Source organism: Nocardioides hankookensis (assembly GCF_042658885.1).
In the GTDB taxonomy this organism is placed as follows: Bacteria; Actinomycetota; Actinomycetes; order Propionibacteriales; family Nocardioidaceae; genus Nocardioides; species Nocardioides hankookensis.
The window spans coordinates 1,135,890-1,157,344 of sequence record NZ_JBHSRJ010000004.1 but is presented as its reverse complement, the minus strand read 5'-3'; the positions used below and the strand labels follow the sequence as shown (position 1 = coordinate 1,157,344).

The 21,455-nt window shown below is 72.6% G+C and carries 22 protein-coding genes; 10 read left to right on the top strand and 12 right to left on the bottom strand.

The features are described 5' to 3' along the window. Positions 1 to 29: 29 nt before the first annotated feature. Positions 30 to 1,469, bottom strand: a complete 1,440-nt coding sequence (locus tag ACFPYL_RS12000; RefSeq protein ID WP_379154178.1) for an ATP-binding protein — start codon at positions 1,467 to 1,469, stop codon at positions 30 to 32. Between the two features lie 60 nt (positions 1,470 to 1,529). On the opposite strand from ACFPYL_RS12000, the gene ACFPYL_RS11995 reads away from it, so the two are divergent. Next, positions 1,530 to 2,228, top strand: a complete 699-nt coding sequence (locus ACFPYL_RS11995) for a L,D-transpeptidase family protein (RefSeq protein WP_379154176.1) — start codon at positions 1,530 to 1,532, stop codon at positions 2,226 to 2,228. A gap of 5 nt (positions 2,229 to 2,233) precedes the next feature. Here ACFPYL_RS11995 and ACFPYL_RS11990 read toward each other — a convergent pair whose 3' ends face one another. Further along, positions 2,234 to 3,148 carry a homocysteine S-methyltransferase family protein gene (locus ACFPYL_RS11990; RefSeq protein ID WP_379154174.1) on the bottom strand — a complete coding sequence of 305 codons (915 nt, stop codon included), beginning with the start codon at positions 3,146 to 3,148 and terminating at the stop codon, positions 2,234 to 2,236. A gap of 45 nt (positions 3,149 to 3,193) precedes the next feature. Here ACFPYL_RS11990 and ACFPYL_RS11985 point away from each other — a divergent pair, with 45 nt between their 5' ends. The 3 genes from ACFPYL_RS11985 (at position 3,194) to ACFPYL_RS11975 (ending at position 5,467) form a co-directional block, all read left to right on the top strand. Next, positions 3,194 to 4,225: an alpha/beta fold hydrolase gene (locus ACFPYL_RS11985; RefSeq protein WP_379154172.1), complete on the top strand. Its 1,032-nt coding sequence runs from the start codon at positions 3,194 to 3,196 to the stop codon at positions 4,223 to 4,225. Between the two features lie 73 nt (positions 4,226 to 4,298). Next, the gene (locus tag ACFPYL_RS11980) at positions 4,299 to 5,042 is read left to right on the top strand and encodes a methyltransferase family protein (RefSeq protein WP_379154170.1); all 744 of its coding nucleotides are present in this window, start codon (positions 4,299 to 4,301) and stop codon (positions 5,040 to 5,042) included. Continuing rightward, positions 5,042 to 5,467, top strand: a complete 426-nt coding sequence (locus ACFPYL_RS11975) for a hotdog fold thioesterase (RefSeq protein WP_379154168.1) — start codon at positions 5,042 to 5,044, stop codon at positions 5,465 to 5,467. Before ACFPYL_RS11980 ends, ACFPYL_RS11975 begins: the two co-directional genes overlap by 1 nt. A 12-nt stretch (positions 5,468 to 5,479) precedes the next feature. On the opposite strand, the gene ACFPYL_RS11970 is transcribed toward ACFPYL_RS11975, so the two are convergent. Further along, positions 5,480 to 6,559, bottom strand: a complete 1,080-nt coding sequence (locus tag ACFPYL_RS11970; RefSeq protein ID WP_379154166.1) for a saccharopine dehydrogenase — start codon at positions 6,557 to 6,559, stop codon at positions 5,480 to 5,482. Between the two features lie 68 nt (positions 6,560 to 6,627). Here ACFPYL_RS11970 and ACFPYL_RS11965 point away from each other — a divergent pair, with 68 nt between their 5' ends. Continuing rightward, the gene (locus tag ACFPYL_RS11965) at positions 6,628 to 7,356 is read left to right on the top strand and encodes a DinB family protein (protein WP_379154164.1); all 729 of its coding nucleotides are present in this window, start codon (positions 6,628 to 6,630) and stop codon (positions 7,354 to 7,356) included. A 93-nt stretch (positions 7,357 to 7,449) separates the two neighbouring features. Here the strand turns inward: ACFPYL_RS11965 and ACFPYL_RS11960 are convergent, their stop codons facing one another. Both ACFPYL_RS11960 and macS read right to left on the bottom strand, forming a co-directional pair. Beyond that, positions 7,450 to 8,112, bottom strand: coding sequence for a response regulator transcription factor (locus tag ACFPYL_RS11960; RefSeq protein WP_379154162.1), 663 nt, complete (start codon positions 8,110 to 8,112; stop codon positions 7,450 to 7,452). Next, entirely contained in the window at positions 8,109 to 9,254 is a 1,146-nt protein-coding gene (macS, locus tag ACFPYL_RS11955; protein ID WP_379154160.1) for a MacS family sensor histidine kinase, read from the bottom strand. The genes ACFPYL_RS11960 and macS overlap by 4 nt, the downstream gene beginning before the upstream one ends. A 72-nt stretch (positions 9,255 to 9,326) precedes the next feature. On the opposite strand from macS, the gene ACFPYL_RS11950 reads away from it, so the two are divergent. Both ACFPYL_RS11950 and ACFPYL_RS11945 read left to right on the top strand, forming a co-directional pair. Beyond that, positions 9,327 to 9,617, top strand: coding sequence for a YiaA/YiaB family inner membrane protein (locus ACFPYL_RS11950; protein WP_379154158.1), 291 nt, complete (start codon positions 9,327 to 9,329; stop codon positions 9,615 to 9,617). After that, on the top strand, positions 9,614 to 10,000 hold the full coding sequence (locus tag ACFPYL_RS11945) for a hypothetical protein (RefSeq protein WP_379154156.1): 387 nt from the start codon (positions 9,614 to 9,616) through the stop codon (positions 9,998 to 10,000). The genes ACFPYL_RS11950 and ACFPYL_RS11945 overlap by 4 nt, the downstream gene beginning before the upstream one ends. On the opposite strand, the gene ACFPYL_RS11940 is transcribed toward ACFPYL_RS11945, so the two are convergent. Next, positions 10,001 to 10,651, bottom strand: a complete 651-nt coding sequence (locus ACFPYL_RS11940; protein ID WP_379154154.1) for a response regulator — start codon at positions 10,649 to 10,651, stop codon at positions 10,001 to 10,003. Then, positions 10,648 to 12,717 carry a sensor histidine kinase gene (locus tag ACFPYL_RS11935; RefSeq protein ID WP_379154152.1) on the bottom strand — a complete coding sequence of 690 codons (2,070 nt, stop codon included), beginning with the start codon at positions 12,715 to 12,717 and terminating at the stop codon, positions 10,648 to 10,650. The genes ACFPYL_RS11940 and ACFPYL_RS11935 overlap by 4 nt, the downstream gene beginning before the upstream one ends. A 174-nt stretch (positions 12,718 to 12,891) precedes the next feature. On the opposite strand from ACFPYL_RS11935, the gene ACFPYL_RS11930 reads away from it, so the two are divergent. Beyond that, positions 12,892 to 13,512 carry a hypothetical protein gene (locus ACFPYL_RS11930; protein ID WP_379154150.1) on the top strand — a complete coding sequence of 207 codons (621 nt, stop codon included), beginning with the start codon at positions 12,892 to 12,894 and terminating at the stop codon, positions 13,510 to 13,512. Positions 13,513 to 13,541: 29 nt separating this feature from the next. Here the strand turns inward: ACFPYL_RS11930 and ACFPYL_RS11925 are convergent, their stop codons facing one another. From ACFPYL_RS11925 to ACFPYL_RS11905, 5 genes are all read right to left on the bottom strand, one after another. Beyond that, complete coding sequence (locus ACFPYL_RS11925) at positions 13,542 to 15,029, bottom strand: amino acid permease (protein ID WP_379154148.1); 1,488 nt, start codon at positions 15,027 to 15,029, stop codon at positions 13,542 to 13,544. Then, the gene (locus tag ACFPYL_RS11920; RefSeq protein ID WP_379154146.1) at positions 15,026 to 16,306 is read right to left on the bottom strand and encodes a hypothetical protein; all 1,281 of its coding nucleotides are present in this window, start codon (positions 16,304 to 16,306) and stop codon (positions 15,026 to 15,028) included. The genes ACFPYL_RS11925 and ACFPYL_RS11920 overlap by 4 nt, the downstream gene beginning before the upstream one ends. Next, entirely contained in the window at positions 16,287 to 18,209 is a 1,923-nt protein-coding gene (gene dxs / locus ACFPYL_RS11915; RefSeq protein WP_379154144.1) for a 1-deoxy-D-xylulose-5-phosphate synthase, read from the bottom strand. Before dxs ends, ACFPYL_RS11920 begins: the two co-directional genes overlap by 20 nt. A 115-nt stretch (positions 18,210 to 18,324) precedes the next feature. Further along, complete coding sequence (locus ACFPYL_RS11910) at positions 18,325 to 19,269, bottom strand: SMP-30/gluconolactonase/LRE family protein (protein WP_379154142.1); 945 nt, start codon at positions 19,267 to 19,269, stop codon at positions 18,325 to 18,327. After that, the gene (locus ACFPYL_RS11905; RefSeq protein ID WP_379154140.1) at positions 19,266 to 19,697 is read right to left on the bottom strand and encodes an NUDIX domain-containing protein; all 432 of its coding nucleotides are present in this window, start codon (positions 19,695 to 19,697) and stop codon (positions 19,266 to 19,268) included. Before ACFPYL_RS11905 ends, ACFPYL_RS11910 begins: the two co-directional genes overlap by 4 nt. Before the next feature lie 38 nt (positions 19,698 to 19,735). On the opposite strand from ACFPYL_RS11905, the gene ACFPYL_RS11900 reads away from it, so the two are divergent. Next, on the top strand, positions 19,736 to 20,458 hold the full coding sequence (locus ACFPYL_RS11900) for a DUF1684 domain-containing protein (protein WP_379154138.1): 723 nt from the start codon (positions 19,736 to 19,738) through the stop codon (positions 20,456 to 20,458). Next, positions 20,455 to 21,447: a glycosyl hydrolase family 18 protein gene (locus ACFPYL_RS11895; RefSeq protein WP_379154136.1), complete on the top strand. Its 993-nt coding sequence runs from the start codon at positions 20,455 to 20,457 to the stop codon at positions 21,445 to 21,447. The genes ACFPYL_RS11900 and ACFPYL_RS11895 overlap by 4 nt, the downstream gene beginning before the upstream one ends. The last annotated feature ends 8 nt before the right edge of the window (positions 21,448 to 21,455 follow it).

Sequence of the window (21,455 nt, the reverse complement as noted above, 5' to 3'; positions counted from 1 at the left end):
TGTCGCACGCATGGAAGAACGCCGAGTGGTCAGGCCGGACCCCGCGGGAGGCAGACCCGGAACGTGCTCCCGCGCCCGACCTCGCTCTCCAGCGAGAGCTCACCGCCGTGGGCGGCCACGATCGAGCTGACGATGTCGAGCCCGAGGCCGGTGCCGGGGATGTGCTGCTCGAGCGCGCCGCTGCCGCGGAAGAACCGCCCGAAGACCTGGTCGACCTCGTCGGCGGGGATCCCGATGCCCGTGTCGCTCACCTCGATCACGACCGAGTCCGGCTCCTCGCGGAGCACGACCGAGACCTCGCCCTCGGTGCCGGTGTACTTGACCGCGTTGGACAGCAGGTTGTCGAGCACCTGACGCACGCGCTGCTCGTCGACCCGGGCGACCACCCGGTCCGGTGCCTCGACGCCGATCTCGACGCCGTGCCGGGACGCGAGGGACCGCGAGGCCTCGGCGGCGTCCTGCACGACGGCGGTCAGGTCGGCCTCGGCGTACTGGAGCCGGAGTCTGCCCTCCTGCACCTGGCCGACCTGGAGCAGGTCGGAGACGAGCGCCTGGAGCCGCAGGGCGTTGCGGCGCACGACCTGGACCTGGGCGCGCGCGTCGTCGGCGAGGGTGCCGTTGTCGTGGAGCAGCTCGAGGTAGCCGAGGACCGACGTGAGGGGCGTCCGCAGCTCGTGCGACACCGACGACACGAACTCGTCCTTGACCTTCATCGCGCGCATCAGGTCGGTGATGTCCTGGTAGGCGAGCGCCGCGCCGAGCGGCTCGCCGGAGGGCCCGCGCACCTGGCGCGCCGAGGTCGAGAACGCCCGCCGGGTCGCCGGGTCGTCACCCACCCAGTAGGTGTAGTCGTCGAACTCCTCGCCCGCGGTGGCGCGGTACGACGGCATGTCCTCCCGCTCCATGCGGCGGTGGCCGTCGAGGTGGAAGACGTGGCCGAGCTGGCCGGCCTCGCCCTCGTGGCCGTCGGGGAACGGCAGCTGCATCGTCTCCTGGTGCCGGCAGTTCATCCGCTCGTAGCGGCCGTCCGGGCCGATGAGCAGCAGGCCGACGGTCACGGTCTCGAAGATGGCCTCGAGCGACTGGCGCTCGCGCTCGGCGGCCGTGATGTCGAGGACCTGGGAGATGAAGTGCAGCGGGTCGCCCTCGGGTCCGCGGACCAGCGCGACGGACAGGTCCCCCCACACGACGTGGCCGTCGGCGTGGAGGTAGCGCTTGCGCAGCCGGTAGGAGTCGATGTCGCCTGCGAGGGTCTGCTCGAAGAGCGCCAGGTCGGCGTCCAGGTCGTCCGGGTGCGTGAGCTCCTGGAAGCCGCGCTGGGTCAGCTGCTCGACGTCGTAGCCGAGCATCTCCGACATCGCCGGGTTGACCATCAGCAGCCGGCCGTCGAGGCCGACCATCGCCATCCCGATCGGCGAGTGCTGCAACGTGAGGAGCCACGGATCGGGGCTCTCGGACGCACCCTGCATCTCCGGCACCTCCCTCAGCCCGAAACCCTGGTTGGGGACACCGTAGGGGAGGATGGATCGGTGCACGCACTGAGGACCGTCATCATCGGCGTGGTGGCCGCTGCCGCCCTCGCGCCGACGTCGTCCGCCCACGGGACCGAGCCGACGTCGGTCACGAAGGCCCAGCACCGGCTCAACGTGCTCGGCTGCGACGCAGGCCGGGCCGACGGCACCGTGGACCAGCACACCCGCGCGGCGACCATCAGGTTCCAGTCCAGGGTCGGGATCCGGCAGAGCGGCAGGCTCGACCGGCGTACCCGGATCCGCCTGAACGACGAGGACGCACCGCGCTGCGACGAGCGACCGGTGCCGAAGGGCTCCGGGTCCGGGCGCCGGATCGTGGTCTCGCAGCAGCAGAACTGGGTGTGGCTCGTCGGCCCGCAGGGTGCCGTCGTCGCCCAGGGCGGCATGGTCGACAACACCCGGGTGCTCCACCGCGGCTCGCACGCCACCGGCTCCTACTGCGGCCGCGCGGGCCGGATCCGCCGCAACCAGGACTACAGCGGCCGGCTGTGGCTCGACGACTTCGTGCGCTTCGCGCCGTGCGGCATCGGCTTCCACCGGATCCCGCTCTACAAGTCGACCGGCCGCCAGATCCACCCCTACTGGATCCTCGGCACCGACCTGTCGCAGTCGCACGGCTGCCTGCGGCTCAGCCGCGAGCTGGCCGACCGGGTCTGGGCGTTCACGACCCGTCGTACGCCGGTGCGCGTCGTCTAGCGAGCTCAGACTCCCCAGAGCGCGGCGACGTGCCGCGCGTCGGTGCCGCAGCAGCCGCCCACGACGCGGAGCCCCGGCAGCAGCGGGCGCAGCGCGTCGTACGACGCGGCGAGCAGCGCCAGGTCGCCCTCGTCGAGCTCCTCGGCGGCGTCCAGCTCGGCGTGGCTCTGGGTCGAGGCGTTGGGGTTGACCTGGACGATCCGGCCCAGCCAGTCGCCGGCGTCGAGTCCCAGGACGATGTGGGTCGGGTGGGCGCAGTTGACGATGTAGCCGTCGGCCGCCTCGTGCTCCTCGACCAGGGCCACGGCGTCGGCGAGGGTCGTGCCGTCGGGCAGCCGGCCGTCTGTCTCGACGGTGAACCCGACCCAGACCGGCACGCCAGCGGTGCGCGCCACCCGGGCGATGCCGATGCCCTCCTCCGGGCCGGTCAGCGTGTACGCCGCCACGACGTCGGCACCGGCGTCCGCGAACGCCTCGACCTGGCCGCGGTGGTAGTCGGCCGCCTCGTCGGGGTCGGCCCGCTCCCCCGCGACGTACCCGTCGCCGCGTGGCCCGATCGCGCCGATCACCCGGACGTCGTCGAGGTCGCCGTACGAGTCCCGGAGCTCGTGCAGGAACGCGACGCTGGCCCGGTTGACCCGGTCGAGCGCCGCCCGGTCGTAGCCGACGTCGGCACCGCGGTCGGGGTTCGCGCGCCAGGTCGGCGACTCCAGGGTGAGGCCGGCGCCGGCTCGTCGGGCGACCGCGGCGTACCCGTCGTAGTAGTCGCGCAGCAGCGCCCGGCCGCGGTCGTCCTCGACCAGCGGGAACGACGCGAACTCCGGCAGGTCGACGCCGTGGTGGAAGATCAGGTCGGTCTCGAGGCCGCCGTCGCTGACGTAGCTGCGCTCGGCCAACCAGGACAGGTCGTGGTGCGACATGGTCCATGGCAGCACAAATGCCGCGCGCCGTGCCAGCATCGCCGGGTGAGCGCACAGCACCAGGAGCCGGGGACCGCGCGGCTGGCGGACGGGACCCGGGTCGCCTACGCGACCACCGGGAGCGGTCCCTGCCTGCTGGTGGTGCCGGGCTGGCTCAGCCACCTCGAGCTGGGGTGGGCGGTCCCTGCCGACCGGCTGTTCTACGAGTCGCTCGCGCAGGGGCGGACCCTGGTGCGCTACGACCGGCCGGGGTGCGGCCTCTCCGACCCGTACGACGGCCCACGCACGCTCGAGCTCGAGCTGGACACGATCGCGACCGTCCTGGACGCGGTCGGCGCCGACCACGTCGACCTCTTCGGCTTCTCGATGGGCGCCGTCGTCGCCGCCCAGTGGGCCGCCGACCACCCCGAGACCGTCTCGCGGCTGGTCCTGTACGGCGGCTGGGCCACCGGGACGGAGATCGGCGACGAGGAGAGCAGGCACCACGTCCTCGGCCTGCTCGGCGCCAGCTGGGGGCTGGGGTCGGACCTGCTCACCAACCTCTTCGCCCCCGAGGCCGACGCCGGCACCCGGCAGGCGGTGGCCGGCTACCAGCGCGCCTCGTCCTCGCCCGAGACGGCGGTCGACCTGCTGCGGCTGGCCTACGGGCTCGACGTACGACCGGCGCTGCCGCGGGTGCAGGCACCCACGCTGGTGCTGCACCGGCGGGGTGACCGGGCGGCCCCGATCGCCCAGGGTCGCGTGCTGGCCGCGGAGATCCCCGGCGCGCGGTTCGTCGAGCTCGAGGGCCGCTCGCACCTGCCCGCGATCGGCGACGCCGGCGCGGTCGTGGCGGAGGTACGCCGCTTCCTCGGGTTGCCGGCCGTGCGCCGCGACGTACCCACCGGGCTCACCACCCGTCAGCGCGAGGTCGCGGCCCTGGTCGCCGACGGCCTCACCAACCGGGAGATCGCCGAACGCCTGGTCGTCAGCGACCGCACCGTGGAGTCCCACCTGGAGCGGATCCGGATGCAGCTCGGCTTCCGGTCGCGCGCCCAGGTCGCCGCCTGGTTCGTCGCGACCGAGGCCGACACATGAGCCGACACATGAGCCGACAAGTGAGGTAGTTCCCCGGCTGTGCCGCGGCTCGACGGTCGTGACGATGGCAGGCATGCGACGACGTACCTCAGACCTGGTCCTCTCCGCCCTCGGCTGGCTGGGCTTCAACGCCGTGATGCTGTGGACGGTGCTGTTCCTCGCCGGGGTCGTCGTGCCCCGGACCGTCGACGGTCCCGTGCGGATCGCGACCGGACCGGCCGTCGCCGTCGACCTGGGACTGCTGCTGCTCTTCGCCGTCCAGCACTCGGTGATGGCACGCCGGCCGGTCAAGGCGCGGCTGCGACGCTGGGTCCCCGAGCGGCTCGAGCGCACGACGTTCGTCCTCGCGACCGACGTCTGCCTGGTGCTGCTGCTGGCCCTGTGGCAGCCGTGGCACGGGACCGTCTGGGACGTGCACGGCGTGGCCGCCGTCCTCCTCTGGACGCTGTACGCCGCCGGCTGGCTGCTCGCCGTCGTCTCGACGAGCGCGATCGACCAGCTCGAGCTCACCGGGCTCCGGCAGGCCGGTTGGGTGGCGCCGCGCGAACCCGGGCGCGACGGTCTCGAGGTCGGCGGCCTCTACGCCGTGGTGCGGCACCCGCTGATGACCGGCCTGCTGGTGGCGTTCTGGGCGACGCCGCACATGAGCGCGCCGCACCTGCTCTTCGCGGCAGCGGCGACCGGCTACATCCTGCTCGGCGTCCACTTCGAGGAGCGCGACCTGCGCCGCACGTTCGGCTCGGCGTACGACGAGTACGCCGCCCGCGTGCCGGCCCTCGTGCCCGGCCTCGTGGTGCGCTCGAAGGTGGTGCGCTGATGACGACGATCTGGCACTCCTCTCCTGACCTCGCCCAGGCCAACGAGCTGAGCGCCGCCTGCGTGATCGGCCGCCTCGGCATCGAGCTCACCGAGCTCGGCGACGACCACCTGACCGCCCGGATGCCGGTGGACAGCAGGACCCGGCAACCGCTCGGGCTGCTGCACGGCGGCGCCTCGGTGTTGCTGGCCGAGACCCTGGTCAGCTGGGCGGCCACCTTCGTCGCCGAGCCGGGCAAGGCGTGCGTCGGCATGGAGATCAACGCCAACCACCTGCGGCCGGCGACCTCGGGCTGGGTCATCGGCACCGCCCGGCCGATCTCGCTGGGTCGGCGGAGCCAGGTGTGGGAGGTCCGAGTGGTCGACGACGGCCAGAAGCTCGTGTGCATCTCGCGCTGCACGGTCGCGGTGATCGACGGCCGCTGAGCGGCGCGAGGCTCAGGAGGCCGGCTCCTCCAGCGCGTCGATCGCCTCGTCGAAGGCGCGTCCGGCCGCGCGCCACGGCGCCGAGGGCCCACCCTCGTCGGCCAGCCCGAGGAGGTGCGGGGTCAGGTCGGCGCTGAAGCCCTCGCTCGCCTCGCGCGGCAGGAGCGAGGGCAGGTTGTCGATGGCGATGACCTCGAGGGGTGGGTTCCCGGGCACCGGCGTGCCGTCGTGGAGCCTCCGGACCGGCTCCTCCCAGGTGGTGATCTCCGTGTTGACCGGGAGCATGTTGGTGGGGCCGGTGACGTCGCAGGTCACGTCCGCGAGCACCTTGAGGCGGCGTTCGTGGTCGAGGTCCGCCCGCTCCACGAACGGGGTCGTCGGGGTGCGCGTGACCACGCAGTTGACCAGCAGGTCGTGGCCGAGCAGCACGAGCTTGTGCAGGTCCTGCGTCTCCTGGCGGTCCCACCGGGTGGTCGGCAGGCCGGCCGTCATCAGGGCCTGCTGCGCACCGCGGCCGGACCGGCCGCGAGCACCCGTGACCAGCGCCAGCAGCTGGTCGACCCCGGCCTTCCCGGCCCGCTTCAGCTCCTCGTCGAGCTCGTGCTTGGCCATCGGGGCGAGCGGCGCGGTCAGCGTGCCCGCCAGGTGCAGCACGCCGAGGGCGGCGCCGACGTACCCGGCCCAGTGGCCGAACGCGACCACGCGGCGGTCGTTCTCGTCGACGAGGTACTCGATGTCGAGGAGCCGGCCGCCGCCGCGCCGGAACCGCTCCAGGGTCTCGCGGGCGTCGTCCTGGCCCTTGAACGCGTGCGCGAAGTAGATGTGCTGGTGGTGCAGCGAGTCCGGCGCGTCGGGCAGCTCCTTGATGCCCAGCACGTAGGCGTCGTGGGGCGCTGAGGTCCAGGAGCCCTCGTCCGCGACCAGCGCTCCGGCCGCGGCGTACTCCTCGATGGGGAAGACCCGCTGGCGCGACTCCTCGACGGTCACCTCGAACCCGGCGTCCAGCAGGAGAGGCACGTCGACCGGCACCACCGGCGCACGTCGCTCGGTCTCGCGGCTCTCGGAGCGGATCCACAGATGGACGGGCTGCATGCGGCCAGGATGCCATCGGGGTACGCGACATGCTCGTCCCACCCCGTGCCCGGGGTGATGATGGGGCGATGACGACCTATACGGACACCCAGGAGTTCGAGGGCGCGTCGTTCGTGCGGGCGAGCTTCAAGGACGCCACCATGCGCTTCTCGGACCTCAGCGGCGTGACGATGCGCAGCGTCGGCGTCGGCGGGCTCGACATCGACAGCCACGACCTGGCCTTCGGCAGCCTCTACGTCAACGGCGTCGACGTGGTCCCTCTGGTGGAGGCCGAGCTCAACCGGCAGTTCCCGGGACGCGAGCTGCAGAAGGCGCAGACGCCCGCGGGGCTGCGCGAGGCCTGGGTCGCGGTGCAGGCCGCCTGGGAGGCGACGGTGGCGGACACTCCGCCGGAGCTGGTGGACGCGCACGTCGAGGACGAGTGGTCGCTCGCCCAGACCCTCCGCCACCTCGTGCTCGCCACCGACGCCTGGCTCCGCGGCGCGATCCAGCGGATGCCGCAGCCCTTCCACGAGATCGGTCAGATCTTCTCCAGCGCCGAGGAGATGGGGTTCGACATGTCGATCTTCCGCCCCGAGCCCCCGTCGTACGACGAGGTGCTCGCGGTGCGCGCCGAGCGACAGCAGCAGGTGACCGACTTCCTGTCCACGGCGACACCGGGGCTGCTCGCCGAGGAGCGCGAGGACCCCTGGGGCGGTCGCTGGACCCCCACCGTCGGTGACTGCGTCCGCGTCATCCTGGAGGAGGAGTGGGCGCACCTGCGCTACATCCGACGCGACCTCGCACTGCTCAGGTGAGTCCGCGAACGCCTTCCGACAACGTCATACGATCTGGCGGCCAGAACGACCACGACGTATGCCGCTCCATGACCGGCGGGGTAGGCGCTGCGGCTACTCGACGTCGAGACCGCGCTCGATGGCGTAACGGGTCAGCTCGACCCGGTTGTGCATCTGGAGCTTGCCGAGGGTGTTCTGCACGTGGTTCTGCACGGTGCGGTGCGACAGCACGAGCCGATCGGCGATCTGGCGGTAGGACATCCCCTTGGCGACCATCTTGAGCACCTCGGTCTCGCGGTCGGTGAGCCGCGGGTCGGCGGGGTCGGGCGACGGGTCGTCGGAGATCCGCTGGAACTCCCCCAGCACCAGGCCGGCGAGGCCAGGGGTGAAGACGGGGTCGCCCGCAGCGACGCGTCGTACGGCGGTGAGGAGCTCCTCGCGGGAGGCCGACTTCACCAGGTAGCCCGTCGCGCCCGCCTTCACCGCGGCGAGGACGTCGGTGTGCTCGCCGGACGCGGAGAGGATCAGCACCCGGACGTCGGGATCCTGGCGGACCATCTCCGCGGTGACCTCGACCCCGTCGGGGGCCGGGATCTGGAGGTCGAGCACGACCACCTGCGGGCGCGCCGCGGGGAAGCGGGCCAGCGCCGACCGTCCGTCCGCGGCCACGGCGACGACGTCGAGCCCGGCGGCCGCCAGGTCACGCTCGACGGCGTCGCGCCACATCGGGTGGTCGTCGACCACCATCACCCGGATCGGCGCCTGCTCCTCGCTCATGCCGACGACCCTAGGTCAGGTCTCGGGACCACGACCTCCCACTCGGTGCCGAACGACCCGGTCACCAGCTCGACGCTGCCACCCAGGTCCGCGACCCGGCCACGGATCGACTCGCTCACGCCGAGCCGGCCCTGGGCGGCGGCCTCCTCGAGCCGCCCGGGCGCGATGCCAGGTCCCTCGTCGCGCACCGACAGCTCGACGCGGTCGGGGAACGCCTGGAGCAGCACCCAGGCCGGCGCGTCCTCGCCCACGTGGTGCCGGACGTTGTCCAGGCAGGCGCGGGCGACCGCCACGATCTCGTACGCCGTGGCCGCCGGCAGCTCCACCGCTGGACCCGGCGTCGCCACAGTGACGGTCTCGCCGCGCTGGAGCTGGGCCAGCTCGGAGGCGAGGTCGACGGTCCCGCCGTCGTGGACGGTGGTCACCGCCTCCTGGGCGCGGATCAGCTCGCGCAGCACCCGCTCCTGCTCCCCCGCCAGCCGGCCGAGCTCCGCGGCCTCACCACCCAGCTCGCGGCCGCGGCGCTGCACCAGGGCGAGCACCTGGAGCACCCCGTCGTGCACGACCCTGGCGAGCCGGGCACGCTCGGCCGCCATCGCACTCTCGCGCTCGGCGACGTCGCGCTCGGTCGCCATCTGCTGCAGCGAGTCGCACATGAAGCCGACGATCAGGCCGCCGACGATCAGCAGGAAGGCGTTGCCGTAGTCGGACTGACGGATCTCCTCGCGCTGCGAGAGGTCCGCGGCCGCGAGGGCGGTGCCGGCGGCCAGGCCGCCGAGCGCCCGGTAGTGGACGGCCCACGCGAACAGCGCGCCCATCACCCAGAAGCCGGGCAGGCTCGCGTTGAACCCGTCGCCCTTCACGAGCGGTGTCGCCAGCAGCATCGCCACGGCGATCGCCAGGTCGGCCGCGAGCAGGCGGAACGTGCGGCGGCGCTTGTCGGAGTACGCCCAGATCGCGAAGCCGGTCCACAGGGCCATGGCAACGACGCAGGCCGCTCCCGCGACCGGTCGTTGGAAGTTGTCGGCGCGGTAGATGTTGAGCGCGACGGTGTTGAGCAGCAGGACGACACGCAGCACCGCGAGGGCGCGGAACATCCGGTCCTTGATCGCGATCGAGGCGGGAGACGTCCACGAGCTCACGCCTGGCAGTCTCCCAGGAACTGAGTACGGGTACCGATGCCACGTCGTGAGCGCCCCGACCAAACTCGGCGCATGACCTCACAGACACCCGCCCCCAAGAACACCACCGCCTTCTTCGCCCAGTCGGCCGCGGCCTTCGGGCTCGCGCTGCTGACCATGCTGGTCGCGATCTTCTACCTCCCCGCCGACCCGTGGCCCAAGGCCTTCCTGGCCCTCGGCACCCTCTTTCTCACCACCTCCGCCTTCTCGCTCGCCAAGTGCGTCCGCGACGCCCAGGAGAGCCAGTACGTCGTCTCCCGGATCGACCAGGCCCGCGTCGACCGGATCCTCGCCGACCACGACCCGTGGAAGGAGGTCGCATGACGACGTCGTACCCCCGCCCCGGACCCGAGGGCGTGCCGGAGCCCACGGGCTGGCGCCTGTGGAGCCGTCGGCTCCTCCTTCCGCTCCTGGTGATCGGGGGCGTCGCACTCATCCCTCTCATCGGGCTCGGCTTCCTGTACGCCGTGGACCCGATGGGCGACGAGTGGCAGTGCTCCGACGGCGAGGCCCCCGCCGGCAACGCCTGCTACCGGCTCGACGAGCCCCTGCCCCCGGGCGTGCAGTGGGACCCGCTCGGCAACCGCCCGATGCCCTACAACTGCGACAAGGACGGCTGGACCCAGATCCAGCGCGACGGCAGCGAGGACCTCGACTGCCTCAACGACGACCTCCCGGTGCCGGCCGGGTGGCACCGGGTGGACTGACTACGCGCCGCCCAGCCCGGCGTCGCGGGCCCGGATGATCGCCTCGGCCCGGTCGGTCGCCTGGAGCTTGGCCAGGATGTTGGAGACGTTGTTGCGCACCGTCTTCGGCGCCAGGTAGAGCGCCGAGGCGATCTGGCTGTTGTTCCGACCGGCCGCGATCAGGTCCAGGATCTCGACCTCGCGCTCCGTGAGCTGCGGGAAGGCCGTCCGGTCCGGCGTGGCCGACCCCGACAGCAGGTCCGCGATCCGCAGCGCCAGCGAGGCGCCGAAGACCAGGCCACCTGCGTGCACCGTCGAGATCGCGCGAGCCACCTCCTCCTGGCTGGCTCCCTTGACCAGGTAGCCGCGGGCACCGGCCCGCATCGCGGCCAGCACGGTGCCGTCCTCCTCCCCCATCGTGAAGACCAGGACCCGTACGTCGGGCTGGGTCTCGGCCAGCCTCCGGGTGGCGTCGATGCCGTTCATCTCGGGCATCTGGAGGTCCATCACGACCACGTCGGGCCGGTGCTCGGCCGCCAGCGCCACCGCCTCGGCGCCGTCGGCGGCCGTGGCGACGACCGTGACGTCGGCCTGCGTGCCCAGCAGCGAGGCCAGGCCGTCGCGGAAGACCGGGTGGTCGTCGGCGATCAGCACGCGGACCGGCTCGCTCATCGGATCTCCTCGTGGTCGACGGTGACGGGCAGCCAGGCCCGCACCCGGGTGCCGCCGTCGGGTGGGCAGTCGATCTCGGTGCGGCCGCCCAGCTCCTCGGCGCGTTCGCGGATCGACCGTAGCCCGACGCCGGCCACCACGTCCGGATCGATCCCGGCACCGTCGTCGCCGACCTCCACGAGCAGCGAGCCGGGGCTGCCGGTGAGGCGTACGGCGGCGTGCCGGGCGCCCGCGTGGCGGGCCGTGTTGGTGAGCGCCTCCGAGGCGATCCGGTAGGCCGCCACCTCGACCGCGGCCGACAGCGGCGGCAGGTCGTCGGCGGCCACGGTGACGGCCAGGTCGGCGCTGCTCATCCGCTCGGCCTGCTGGTCGAGCGCCGCGAGCAGGCCGAGGTCGTCGAGGGCCGGCGGCCGCAGGCCGTGCACCAGGCGGCGTACGTCGGCCAGGGCGTCGGTGATGTCCTGGCGCGACTGCGCGACCAGGCGCCGGGTCGTCTCGGGGTCGCGGTCGAGCGCGTTGCCCGCCGCGTCCAGGCGCATGGCGACGCCACCGAGCACCGGGCCGAGCCCGTCGTGCAGGTCGCGGCGGATCCGGCGCCGGTCGTCCTCCCGGGCGAGCACCAGCTGCTCGCGGGACTGCTGGAGGTCGTCGGCCAGCCTTGCGCTGCGGACCGCCATCGCGGCCTGGCGCACGATGTCGACGAGGAGCGTCTGGTCGCGCTTCGACAGCATCGACCGCACCCCGCGGGCGGGCAGCTCCAGCAGCCCGACCTCCTCCTCGCCGTACCGGATCGGCACCTCACGCACGTCGCGCGGGCGCTCGCCGTACGTCGCGGCGATGGTGCCGCCGCCGTGGCCGAACACCTCGACGCGGACGTAGGTGAGCTTGAACGCCGTCGCGACGGCGGTCGCCAGCGCCGGCAGCTGGGTGCGCACGTCGCCCGACTCCTCGAGCCGGGCGGCGAGGTCGGTGACGACCGAGTAGCGGTCCCCGCGGCGACCGACGAGCAGCCGGTGCACCACCGTCGTCAGGCGCGAGCGCACCGGCGCGTAGATCGTGACCGCGATGAGCAGGAGCAGCAGGGTGGCGTCCCGCTCGTCGAGGCGGTCGCCGAGGAGCCGGTCGAGGGTGGCGACGAGCACCAGGTCGAGTGCGATCACCGTCCCGGCGACCGACGCCCACACGACGGTGCCGCCCATCAGCGCGTCGACGTCGCGGACCTCGGGGTCGAGGATGCCGATGGCGATGGACGCGCCGGTCAGGCCGAGCGCCAGCATCAGCGCGACGGTGACGATCCAGCCGTTGTGCAGCACGATCGCGATCCCGGAGACGACGAGGCACATCACCGCCGCCCACAGCAGCCAGCGCAGCTGCATCCGCTCCCGGCCGGAGGCGTGCCGCTGCCGGGCGAAGAGCACGACGACCGCGAGCGGCAGCGACAGGAGCGTCACGAAGCGCCCGACGGTCAGCAGCTGGACGAAGAGGTCGCCGGGGATCGGCACCTGCGGCATCCCGGTGTCGACCGGCAGCTGGAACTCCTCCGCGTTCAGCGCCGAGGTCGGCGCGAAGAGCAGCAGCACCGGCAGGGTGCAGGCCATCGCGACCACCACGATGCTGACGACCCGCCAGCGACCGGTCATCAGCCGGCCGGTCGGGTAGAGCAGGAGCACGAGCGGCAGCCCGACCAGCAGGAACGCCCCGACCTGCGCGACGATCCAGACCGCGAAGCCGGTGAGGGGCAGGCTCTGCCCGTCCTGGGCGGTGTGGGCCAGGCCGTACGCCGCGTAGGACTCGCACAGACCGTCGAAGCTCCAGAACAGCCCGGTCACCGTGATCACCCAGGCCACCGGGTGCCGCGGGTAGCGCCAGAGAACCGGGACCGCCGTACCGACCGCGATCGCACCGACCAGCGCCGACAGGCTGCCCCAGCCCACGGTCGCCCGGTCCCGGTCGACCGCGTCGTTGGCGAGGTCGAGCCACAGGCTGGTGACCACCATCAGCAGCGCCAGCGTCGCCACGACGGCGGCGGGCACGCGACCGGGGGCCCGGTCCGAAGGAGGCGTCACCCCCGCAGTATCGAGCGCGCCGCGTCCCGCCGTCCCGGGTTCGGTGTCCCGCGCACCCGGGACACCCGGCGAGGACCCGACGCGGGACCACGCTCCCTGCCGCCCGGGGCGCCGGTCCCCGGAGAGTTCCGGTCATCGACGGCGACGAGGCCGTCCCCCACCCAGGAGAACGCGATGACCATCGAGCACACCCCCGCTCCCGCCCGCACCGACGTACGACGTCCGGCTGCGGCCCACCACACCCCGACCCGTCCCTTCTACAAGCGCGGCATGCTGATCACGATCGGCGCCGTCGCCTGGGGCATCGACAGCCTGGTCCTCGGGTCCGACCCGTCGGGCAGCTTCGAGGAGGCGCTGTCGTCGCTGACCTCCGGCACCTTCCAGCTCGGCCTGCTGGGGCTGCTGACCGTCCTCTTCGCGACCAACGCACTCGGCGACGGCCGCCTGGCGCGGTTCTTCATCCGCTTCGAGGCCGTGCTGCTCTTCCTCGCGATCGGCTCGACGGTCGTCGACGGGATCGGCGTCAGCGACCTCGACAAGACGGGCTGGGTGCTGCTCGACATGTTCTGGCCGCTGTCGATGCTCGGCATGTTCTTCATCGGCATCCGCATCGCCGTCGCCGGTCGCTGGCACGGCAAGGCCCGCTTCTGGCCGCTGATCGCCGAGAGCTGGGGCCCGATCGTGGTCCCGACGTTCGGCATCTTCGGCAGCAGCGTCGCCGGCGTCGTCTCCTTCGTGCACCTGTGCGTCGGGTACGGCGTGCTCGGCCAGATCGTCGCCCGCAAGGAGGGCTGAGGTCATCTGACCACGGAGACCGCCGCCGGTCAGGCGGCGGTCTTCTCCTCCGTCCGGACCCGGCTGTGGCCGTGGCCGTAGGCGAAGTAGATGACGAATCCGAGCACCATCCAGACCAGGAACCGCAGCCACGTCTCGACGCTGAGGTTGACCATCAGGTAGACGCAGATCAGCGCGGCCAGGATCGGCAGCCACGGGCTGAACGGCACCCGGAACGGGCGGTCCAGGTCGGGCCGGGTCCGTCGGAGCACCGGCACCGCGATCGAGACCAGCGCGAAGGCGGTCAACGTGCCGATGTTGACCATCTCCTCGAGCTTGTCGATCGGGGTGAAGCCCGCGATCAGCGCGACCGCCGCCCCGATCGTCAGCGTGATCCGGACCGGCGTACCGGTCTTCGGGTTGGTCCGCGCGAAGCCGTGCGGCAGCAGGCCGTCGCGGCTCATCGCGAAGAGCACCCGGACGGCGCCGATCATCAGGGTCATCACGACGGTCGTCAGACCGGCGACCGCGCCGGCGGCGACGAGGGTCGCGAACCCGTCCTTGCCGACGGAGGTGAAGGCGCTGGCGAGCGCCGCCTCGGGGTCGATCTTGTCGTAGGGCACCATCCCGGTCACCACGAGCGCGACCGCCATGTAGAGCACGGTGCAGATCGCGAGCGAGCCGAGGATGCCCTTGGGCAGGTCCTTCTGTGGGTTGCGCGCCTCCTCCGCGGTCGTGGCGACCACGTCGAAGCCGATGTAGGCGAAGAACACCACCGACGCCGCCGAGATGATGCCGAGGATGCCGAAGGTCTGCGGCTCGATCCCGAACACCCACTGGATCAGCGGCTGGGTCAGCCCGCTCGTCTCGATCGGGTCGGACGCCGGCGGGATGAAGGGGTGGTAGTTGGCGCCCGAGACGTAGAAGAGCCCCGCGACGATCACGAAGAGCACGATGAAGAGCTTGATGCCGACCAGGACCAGGTTGACCCGCAGCGACTCCTTGATGCCGACGGCGATCAGCGTCGTCAGCACCGCCACCAGCAGCACCGCGGCCAGGTTCACGTGGCCCCAGTCGAAGTGCGCCGAGTCGGCGGGCCCGATCGACGCCGGCCAGGTGATGCCGATCTCGTCGAGGAAGAGCACGAGGTAGGTGCTCCAGCCCTGCGCGACCACCGACGCACCGAGCATCAGCTCGAGGATCAGGTCCCACCCGATGATCCAGGCGATCATCTCGCCGAGCGTCGCGTAGGAGAACGTGTATGCCGACCCGGCGACCGGCACCGTCGAGGCGAACTCGGCGTAGCAGAGCGCCGCCAGCGCGCAGCAGATCGCGGCGAGCAGGAACGAGAAGACCACGCCGGGGCCGGCGTACTGGTTCGCCACCTTGCCCGTCAGCGTGAAGATGCCGGCGCCGATCACCACGCCGATGCCGAAGACCGTCAGGTCGAGGGCGGTCAGCTTCTTCTTGAGCTGGTACTCCGGGTCGTCGGTGTCCTCGAGGGACTGCTCGATGGACTTGGTGCGAAGGACGTTCATGGACCCACACTGTCCTCCGCGGACGGTGACGAAACCAGGTCCGGGTCCTGCTGCGGGCCTCCGACGTACGTCGCGAGGATCATCTTGTCGGCCTGCTCGGCCAGGTCGTGGGTGCTGGTGGCGAACTGGTCGCGCAGCACCTCGTCGACGTCGGCGCCCGGAGCCGTCAGGGCGTCGAGCAGCAGCCACGGCGCCTGGTCGCCGTACGAGTCGGCGACGTACTCCACCGCCCACCAGGAGAGGCCGTAGTGGGCCTGGGAGTCGTCGTCGTTGAACGTGTCGTCGTCCGGGAGGTCGGAGGCGCCGTTCTCGGCCGCCGTCAGGGCGGCGTCGGGCAGCCGCCGGTCCTCCGGCGCCAGCGGGCGCACCGAGACCCACTCGGCGAGCCCCTCCGAGAGCCAGACGGGCGCGGTGTCGTCGTGGGTGCCGACGGCGACGTGGGTGAGCTCGTGGCGGACCAGCCGGTCCCGGTCCGGGCCGGGATCGCCGATCACGCGCGGGTTGAGGACGAAGCGCGTGCCGTCGCCGACCGGGAACGACACCGCGTCGAGGTCGCCCGGGTCGTCGCCGGGCACGTCCTCCAGACCGTCCAGGAAGGTGGGCTCCGAGAGCGCGTAGACGACCACGGTGCGCGACCAGTCGTAGGGCACCCAGGCGGAGACGTCGCCGATCCCGGCCTCGATCGAGGTGAGCAGCGGCCCGGCGGCGTCGACCGTGCCCGCGTCGAAGACGCCGAGCACGCCGGCACCGGCGCGCACGTCGACGGGGCCGAGGTCCCACGGCTGCGGCTGGATCCGGTGCGCGGTCTCCCAGTCCTGGTCGGTCACCGAGGTGAGCCGCATCCGCCCGGAGCTCCCCGCCTCGAAGCGGAACCGGTCCGGCGCGACGACCGGCGCGGCGTCGTACCCGTCGAGCTGCATGACCTCGTCGACGGTGACCCAGTAGCCGTCACCGTCGCGCACCAGGCTGGCGGGGTCGAAGCGGTAGCGGAACCGCTCCAGCGGGAGCTGGGTGAGGTTGGCGTACCAGGTCTGCTGCTGCTCCCGGAACGACCGCCCGCCCCCGAGGGTGCGTGTGAACCGCCGCGGGTCGCCGCGGCGTACGGCGGTGGCGCGGGCGTCGAGCGCGTCGCCGATCTCGCCGGCGACGTCGGTCGGCGCCGAGGCCGTGGTCTCCCCCGGCTCGTCGTCGCCCGAGCAGGCGACCAGGGCGGGTCCCGTCAGGCAGAGCGCCAGCAGGACCGCGAGGGTCCGAAGGCTACGGGGTGTGCTCGACATCGAGGGATGAACGACCCTCGGGGAGCGAGGTCATGTCTCCGACGATGCCCATCTCTTCGACGACCGCGAGCGCGATCGCCTGCGGGGTGAGGCCGATCCGCTCCAGGATCGCGTCGCGCTTCGCGTGTCCGAGGAACTCCTGCGGGATGCCGTGCAGCCGGAACGGCGTGTGCACCCCGGCGGCGTTCAGGGTCTGCAGCAGCACCGCGCCGCAGCCGCCGGTCTCACCGTTGTCCTCGATGCTCACCACGAGCCGGTGCTCGCGGGCCAGGTCGATGATCGCCGGGTCGACCGGCTTGACCCACCGCGGGTCGACCACGGTGACGCCGATGCCCTGCGCGACCAGGCGCTCGGCGACGCCGACCGCGGTGGTCGCCATCGCGCCGACCGCGACCACCAGGACGTCCTTGGTGCCGTTGCGGACCAGCACGTCGCAGCCGCCGGCCTTGCCGACCGCCTCGATGTCGGCGGGCGGCGGACCCTTCGGATAGCGGACGACGGTCGGGGCGTCCTCGACCTCGACCGCCTCGTCGAGCAGCTCACGGAGCCGGCTCGCGTCGCGCGGGGCGGCCAGGCGCAGGCCGGGCACGACCTGGAGGATCGACATGTCCCACATGCCGTTGTGGCTGGCGCCGTCGTCACCCGTGACGCCGGAGCGGTCCAGCACGAAAGTGACGCCGCACTTGTGCAGCGCGACGTCCATCAGCACCTGGTCGAAGGCACGGTTGAGGAAGGTCGCGTAGACCGCGAAGACCGGGTGCAGGCCACCCATCGCGAGGCCGGCCGCCGACGTCGCGGCGTGCTGCTCGGCGATGCCGACGTCGAAGGTGCGTTCGGGGAAGCGGGCCTGGAAGGTGTCCAGCCCGACCGGGTGCATCATCGCGGCCGTGATCGCGACGACGTCGGGACGACGCTGGCCGATGTCGACGATCGCGTCGGAGAAGTAGTCGGTCCAGATCCGGCCCTTGGGCTTCTCGGCGCCGGTCTGCACGTCGAAGGGGCCCGGGCCGTGGAACTGGTCGGCCTCGTGCCGCTCGGCCGGGTCGTAGCCGTAGCCCTTGCGGGTGAGTGCGTGCACGATGACCGGGCCGTTGAACCGCTTGGCCTGGGCCAGCGCGTGCTCGACCGCCGCGCGGTCGTGGCCGTCGACCGGACCGACGTACTTGAGGCCGAGGTCCTCGAAGAGCCCCTGGGGTGCCAGGGCGTCCTTGACGCCCTTCTTCATGGCGTGCAGGGCGTCGTACGTCGCGGGGCCGACGCCGGGCACGGCGTTGAGGCGGCGCTTGACCAGGTCGAGCACGTGCTCGTAGCGCGGGTTGGTGCGCAGGCCGGTGAGCGCGGTCGCGAGGCCGCCGATGGTCGGCGTGTAGGACCGGCCGTTGTCGTTGACCACCATGACGAGCTTGCTGTCCTTGGCGATCGCGATGTTGTTGAGCGCCTCCCAGGCCATGCCGCCGGTGAGCGCGCCGTCGCCGATCACGGCCACCACGTGGCGGTCCTCGCCGCGGATCGTGAACGCCTTGGCGAGGCCGTCGGCATAGCTGAGCGCGGTCGACGCGTGGGAGTTCTCGACGATGTCGTGGTCGGACTCCTCCTGGCTCGGGTAGCCGCTGACGCCGCCCTCCTGGCGGAGCTTCTCGAAGCCGGCCTTGCGACCCGTGAGGAGCTTGTGCACGTAGGCCTGGTGCCCGGTGTCGAAGACGACGCGGTCGCGCGGGGAGTCGAAGGTGCGGTGGATCGCCATGGTCAGCTCGACGACACCGAGGTTGGGGCCGATGTGGCCGCCGGTCCGCGCGCAGGTCGCGATCAGGAAGTCGCGGATCTCGCTCGCGAGCTGGTCGAGCTGGGCGTCGGAGAGGTCACCGAGGTCGCGTGGTGAGGTGATCGACTCGAGGATGCCCATAACCGGCGAGTGTACGTGCCGACCAGGGGCGAGGTGGTTTCGAGGCTCGCCGCTGGCGCGGCTCGCACCTCAACCACCGACGCCGGTGGTTGAGCAGCCTCGAAACCCGCCGAGGTCAGAGGTCGAGGTAGGCGACCGCGGGCTCGTGCAGGCCGCCGAGCCAGAGGCGGCCGTCGTGCTCCCGGACGCCGGTCACCATGTGGTAGGCCGCACCCCCTCGATCAGCCTGCACGTCCACGTCGTGCACGAGCGTGCCGGCATCGTCGTACGCCTGGGCGCGGACGGTGTGCTTGGGCGCCGGCTGGAGCCGCTCGGGGATCTTGGTGACCAGCTTGCGGACCGCCATCGGAGCCCGCTGGAGCCGCTCGACGACCGGGTCGGTCGGGCTGGCGATGGAGACCCAGATCAGCCCGTCGCTCCCCCGGGCGATGTTGTCGGGGTAGCCCGGCAGGTCGGAGGCCAGCAGGTCCCGGGTGCCGGCCTTCGGGCCGGTGAGCCACCACCGGACGACGGTGCGGGCGCCGGTCTCCGCGACGGCGACGTACGACTCGTCGGCGCTCAGCGCGACCCCGTTGGCGAAGGCCAGCCCGTCGAGCACCACCTCGACGGTCCCGTCGGTGCCCAGCCGCGCGAGACGGCCGGTGCGGGTGTCCTGGACGAAGTCGTCCTTCCACCTCTCGATGCCGTACTTCGTGGACGAGTCGCTGAACCACACGGTGCCGTCGGCGGCGATCGCGGCGTTGTTGCAGAAGGCCATCGGCGTGTTCTCGATGTCGTGCACGACCGACTCGACCGCGCCGGACCGCGTGTCGACGCGGAGCACCCCGAGGTGGGCGTCGCAGACCAGCAGCCGGCCGTCGAGGTCGATCTCGATGCCGAGCGGGCGGCCGCCGGTGTGCGCGATCCGCTCGATGCTCTCGCCGTCGTGGCTGATCCTGAAGATGCTGCCGTCCTCGGTGCCGGTGAAGACCGCGCCCTCGTCGGGGCCGGGACCGCCGACGACGACGTCCTCCGCTCCGGGGCCGGGGACCGCGATGACGCTGAGTTGGCTGGCGCTCATCGGGCGAGTATCTCGCGATACTCCGCAGAGTCCAGGAAGGCCGGGACGACCTCGGAGGCGCTGGCGGTGTGGTCGAGGGTGCGCGCCGTGGCCGGGTCGACGAAGACGATCTGGCGGCCCTCCCCGAGCACGACGTCGTCGTCGGTGAGGTCGACCCCCGCGACGTACACGAACGCGGTGTCGAGGGTGCCGTAGGCCTCGTGGAAGACCTGCGTCTCGCGCCAGAGCCGGAGCGAGCCCGGCGGCAGCCGGATCCCCGTCTCCTCCTGGAGCTCGCGGTACGCCGCCGCCTCGTGGTCCTCGCCGTCCTCGACGTGGCCGCCGGGGAGTCCCCACTTCTCGGGGTCGATCACCGGGTGCTCGTCGCGCTCCTGGAGGAGCAGCCAGCCCCGCGGGTCGACGAGGAGGACGCTGGCGAACCGGTGCACCCCACCACGTTACGGGCGCCCGGTGCGACGATGCAGGGATGAGCCGGTTCGAGGTCGAGTGGCAGTCGTGGCACGACGAGCGCGAGACCCGGCTGCGGGACCCGCGTGGCTGGCTGGCGATCACCGCGATCCACTGGCTCGGCGACGTGTCCGAGCGGTTCGACGACGTCCCCGGCGCGTGGTCCGGTGACGCGCGCGGAGCCACGGTGCGGCTGGACGCCGGCGAGTCGCTCGGGCTGGGCGACGACGTCCTCGGCGCCGGGAGCCACCGGCTCGGTCCGCTCGACGAGGCCGGCGTGACCGTGACCTTCGACGGTGGCGTCGCGCAGGTCGCCGACCGAGATGGCCGTCCGATCGTGCGGCCCCGGCACCCGGACTCCCCCACCCTGCGCGCCTACGACCGCACGCCCTGCTACCCGCCCGACCCCGCCTGGGTACTGCCGGCCAGGACCGAGGGCGACGAGGTGGTCTTCACGTACGGCGGGGCCGAGCACCGCCTGGTCGCCTGGCCGGAGGACGGCGGCGTGCTGTGGATCCTCTTCCGCGACGCGACGTCGGGCGTCACGACGTACGCTGCGAACCGCCAGCTGCTGACCGCGCCGCCGCGCGCGGACGGCACCGTCGACCTCGACCTCAACCGGGCGGTCAACATGCCCTGCGCCTACACCGACTTCGCCACCTGTCCGCTGCCTCCGCCGTCGAACACGCTCCCCTTCGCGGTCGAGGCCGGCGAGCAGCTGCCGCGGATGGTGGCGTCGTGAGGCGGCCCGCCGCGGTCGTGACCGCCCTGCTCGGGCTGGCCGTGCTCGTGCCCGCGATGCCCGCATCGGGGGAGCCCGGCGGCCTCGCGGTCACGGGCTGGGCGCTCGACAGCAGTCGGCCTGCGCTGGTGGCGCGCAACGCCGAGGGGATGAGCACGCTCAGCGTGGCGGGTGTGTCGCTCACCGCCGACGGCGCCGGGGTCACCCGGCCCACCGACGGCGGCCTCCGCCTGGCCGCTGCCGCGCACCACCACGGCCTGACCGCCGAGCTGCTGGTCGGCAACTACAGCAACCGGCTCGACGACTTCGACCCGCGGGCGGCGCACCGGCTGCTCTCCCGGCCGGGTCGGATCGGTGCCGTCGCGAGCCGGCTGGCGTCGCACGTCGCGGCCGGCGGCTGGGACGGCGTCAACGTCGACCTCGAGCGGGTGCGCGCCGGGGACGCCGACGGACTGGTCGCCTTCGTGCGGGCGCTCCAGGACGCGATGCCCGCCGAGCGGACGGTGACGATCGACGTCAGCGCGTCGACCTCGGCGGCCGGCTACCGCGCCGGCGGCTACGACCTCGACGGGCTCGCGGACGCCGCCGACGTCGTCAAGCTGATGACCTACGACCAGCACGGGCCGACCTGGTCGGGTCCCGGTCCGGTCGGCGGGCTGCCCTGGCAGCGGCGGTCGCTGGCGACGATCCTGCGCGTCGTACCTCCCGAACAGGTCGACCTCGGGGTCGCCGGCTACGGCTACACCTGGCCGCGTCGCGGCACCGGGCGCACGGTCACCGTCGCGCAGGCGCGACGCCTGGTCGCGCGCGACGGCGTCCGGGCCCGGTGGGTCGCCCAGCAGGGCGAGTGGACGGCCCGTCTCGACGACGGCACCCGGCTCTGGTGGTCCGACCGGCGCTCGTACGCCGCGCGGGTCACCCTGGCCCGGCGGCACGGGGTCCACGGACTTGCGGTGTGGCGGCTGGGATCGGCGGACACCCTGCGCTGAGGGCCCCT

Coding starts and splice junctions, on each gene's coding strand:
- ACFPYL_RS12000 (WP_379154178.1), bottom strand. CDS start 1,469: ATGCAGGGTGCGTCCGAGAGCCCCGATCCGTGGCTCCTCACGTTGCAG.
- ACFPYL_RS11990 (WP_379154174.1), bottom strand. CDS start 3,148: ATGTCGCACCACGACCTGTCCTGGTTGGCCGAGCGCAGCTACGTCAGC.
- ACFPYL_RS11980 (WP_379154170.1), top strand. CDS start 4,299: ATGCGACGACGTACCTCAGACCTGGTCCTCTCCGCCCTCGGCTGGCTG.
- ACFPYL_RS11975 (WP_379154168.1), top strand. CDS start 5,042: ATGACGACGATCTGGCACTCCTCTCCTGACCTCGCCCAGGCCAACGAG.
- ACFPYL_RS11970 (WP_379154166.1), bottom strand. CDS start 6,559: ATGCAGCCCGTCCATCTGTGGATCCGCTCCGAGAGCCGCGAGACCGAG.
- ACFPYL_RS11965 (WP_379154164.1), top strand. CDS start 6,628: ATGACGACCTATACGGACACCCAGGAGTTCGAGGGCGCGTCGTTCGTG.
- ACFPYL_RS11960 (WP_379154162.1), bottom strand. CDS start 8,112: ATGAGCGAGGAGCAGGCGCCGATCCGGGTGATGGTGGTCGACGACCAC.
- ACFPYL_RS11950 (WP_379154158.1), top strand. CDS start 9,327: ATGACCTCACAGACACCCGCCCCCAAGAACACCACCGCCTTCTTCGCC.
- ACFPYL_RS11945 (WP_379154156.1), top strand. CDS start 9,614: ATGACGACGTCGTACCCCCGCCCCGGACCCGAGGGCGTGCCGGAGCCC.
- ACFPYL_RS11940 (WP_379154154.1), bottom strand. CDS start 10,651: ATGAGCGAGCCGGTCCGCGTGCTGATCGCCGACGACCACCCGGTCTTC.
- ACFPYL_RS11930 (WP_379154150.1), top strand. CDS start 12,892: ATGACCATCGAGCACACCCCCGCTCCCGCCCGCACCGACGTACGACGT.
- ACFPYL_RS11925 (WP_379154148.1), bottom strand. CDS start 15,029: ATGAACGTCCTTCGCACCAAGTCCATCGAGCAGTCCCTCGAGGACACC.
- ACFPYL_RS11920 (WP_379154146.1), bottom strand. CDS start 16,306: ATGTCGAGCACACCCCGTAGCCTTCGGACCCTCGCGGTCCTGCTGGCG.
- dxs (WP_379154144.1), bottom strand. CDS start 18,209: ATGGGCATCCTCGAGTCGATCACCTCACCACGCGACCTCGGTGACCTC.
- ACFPYL_RS11910 (WP_379154142.1), bottom strand. CDS start 19,269: ATGAGCGCCAGCCAACTCAGCGTCATCGCGGTCCCCGGCCCCGGAGCG.
- ACFPYL_RS11900 (WP_379154138.1), top strand. CDS start 19,736: ATGAGCCGGTTCGAGGTCGAGTGGCAGTCGTGGCACGACGAGCGCGAG.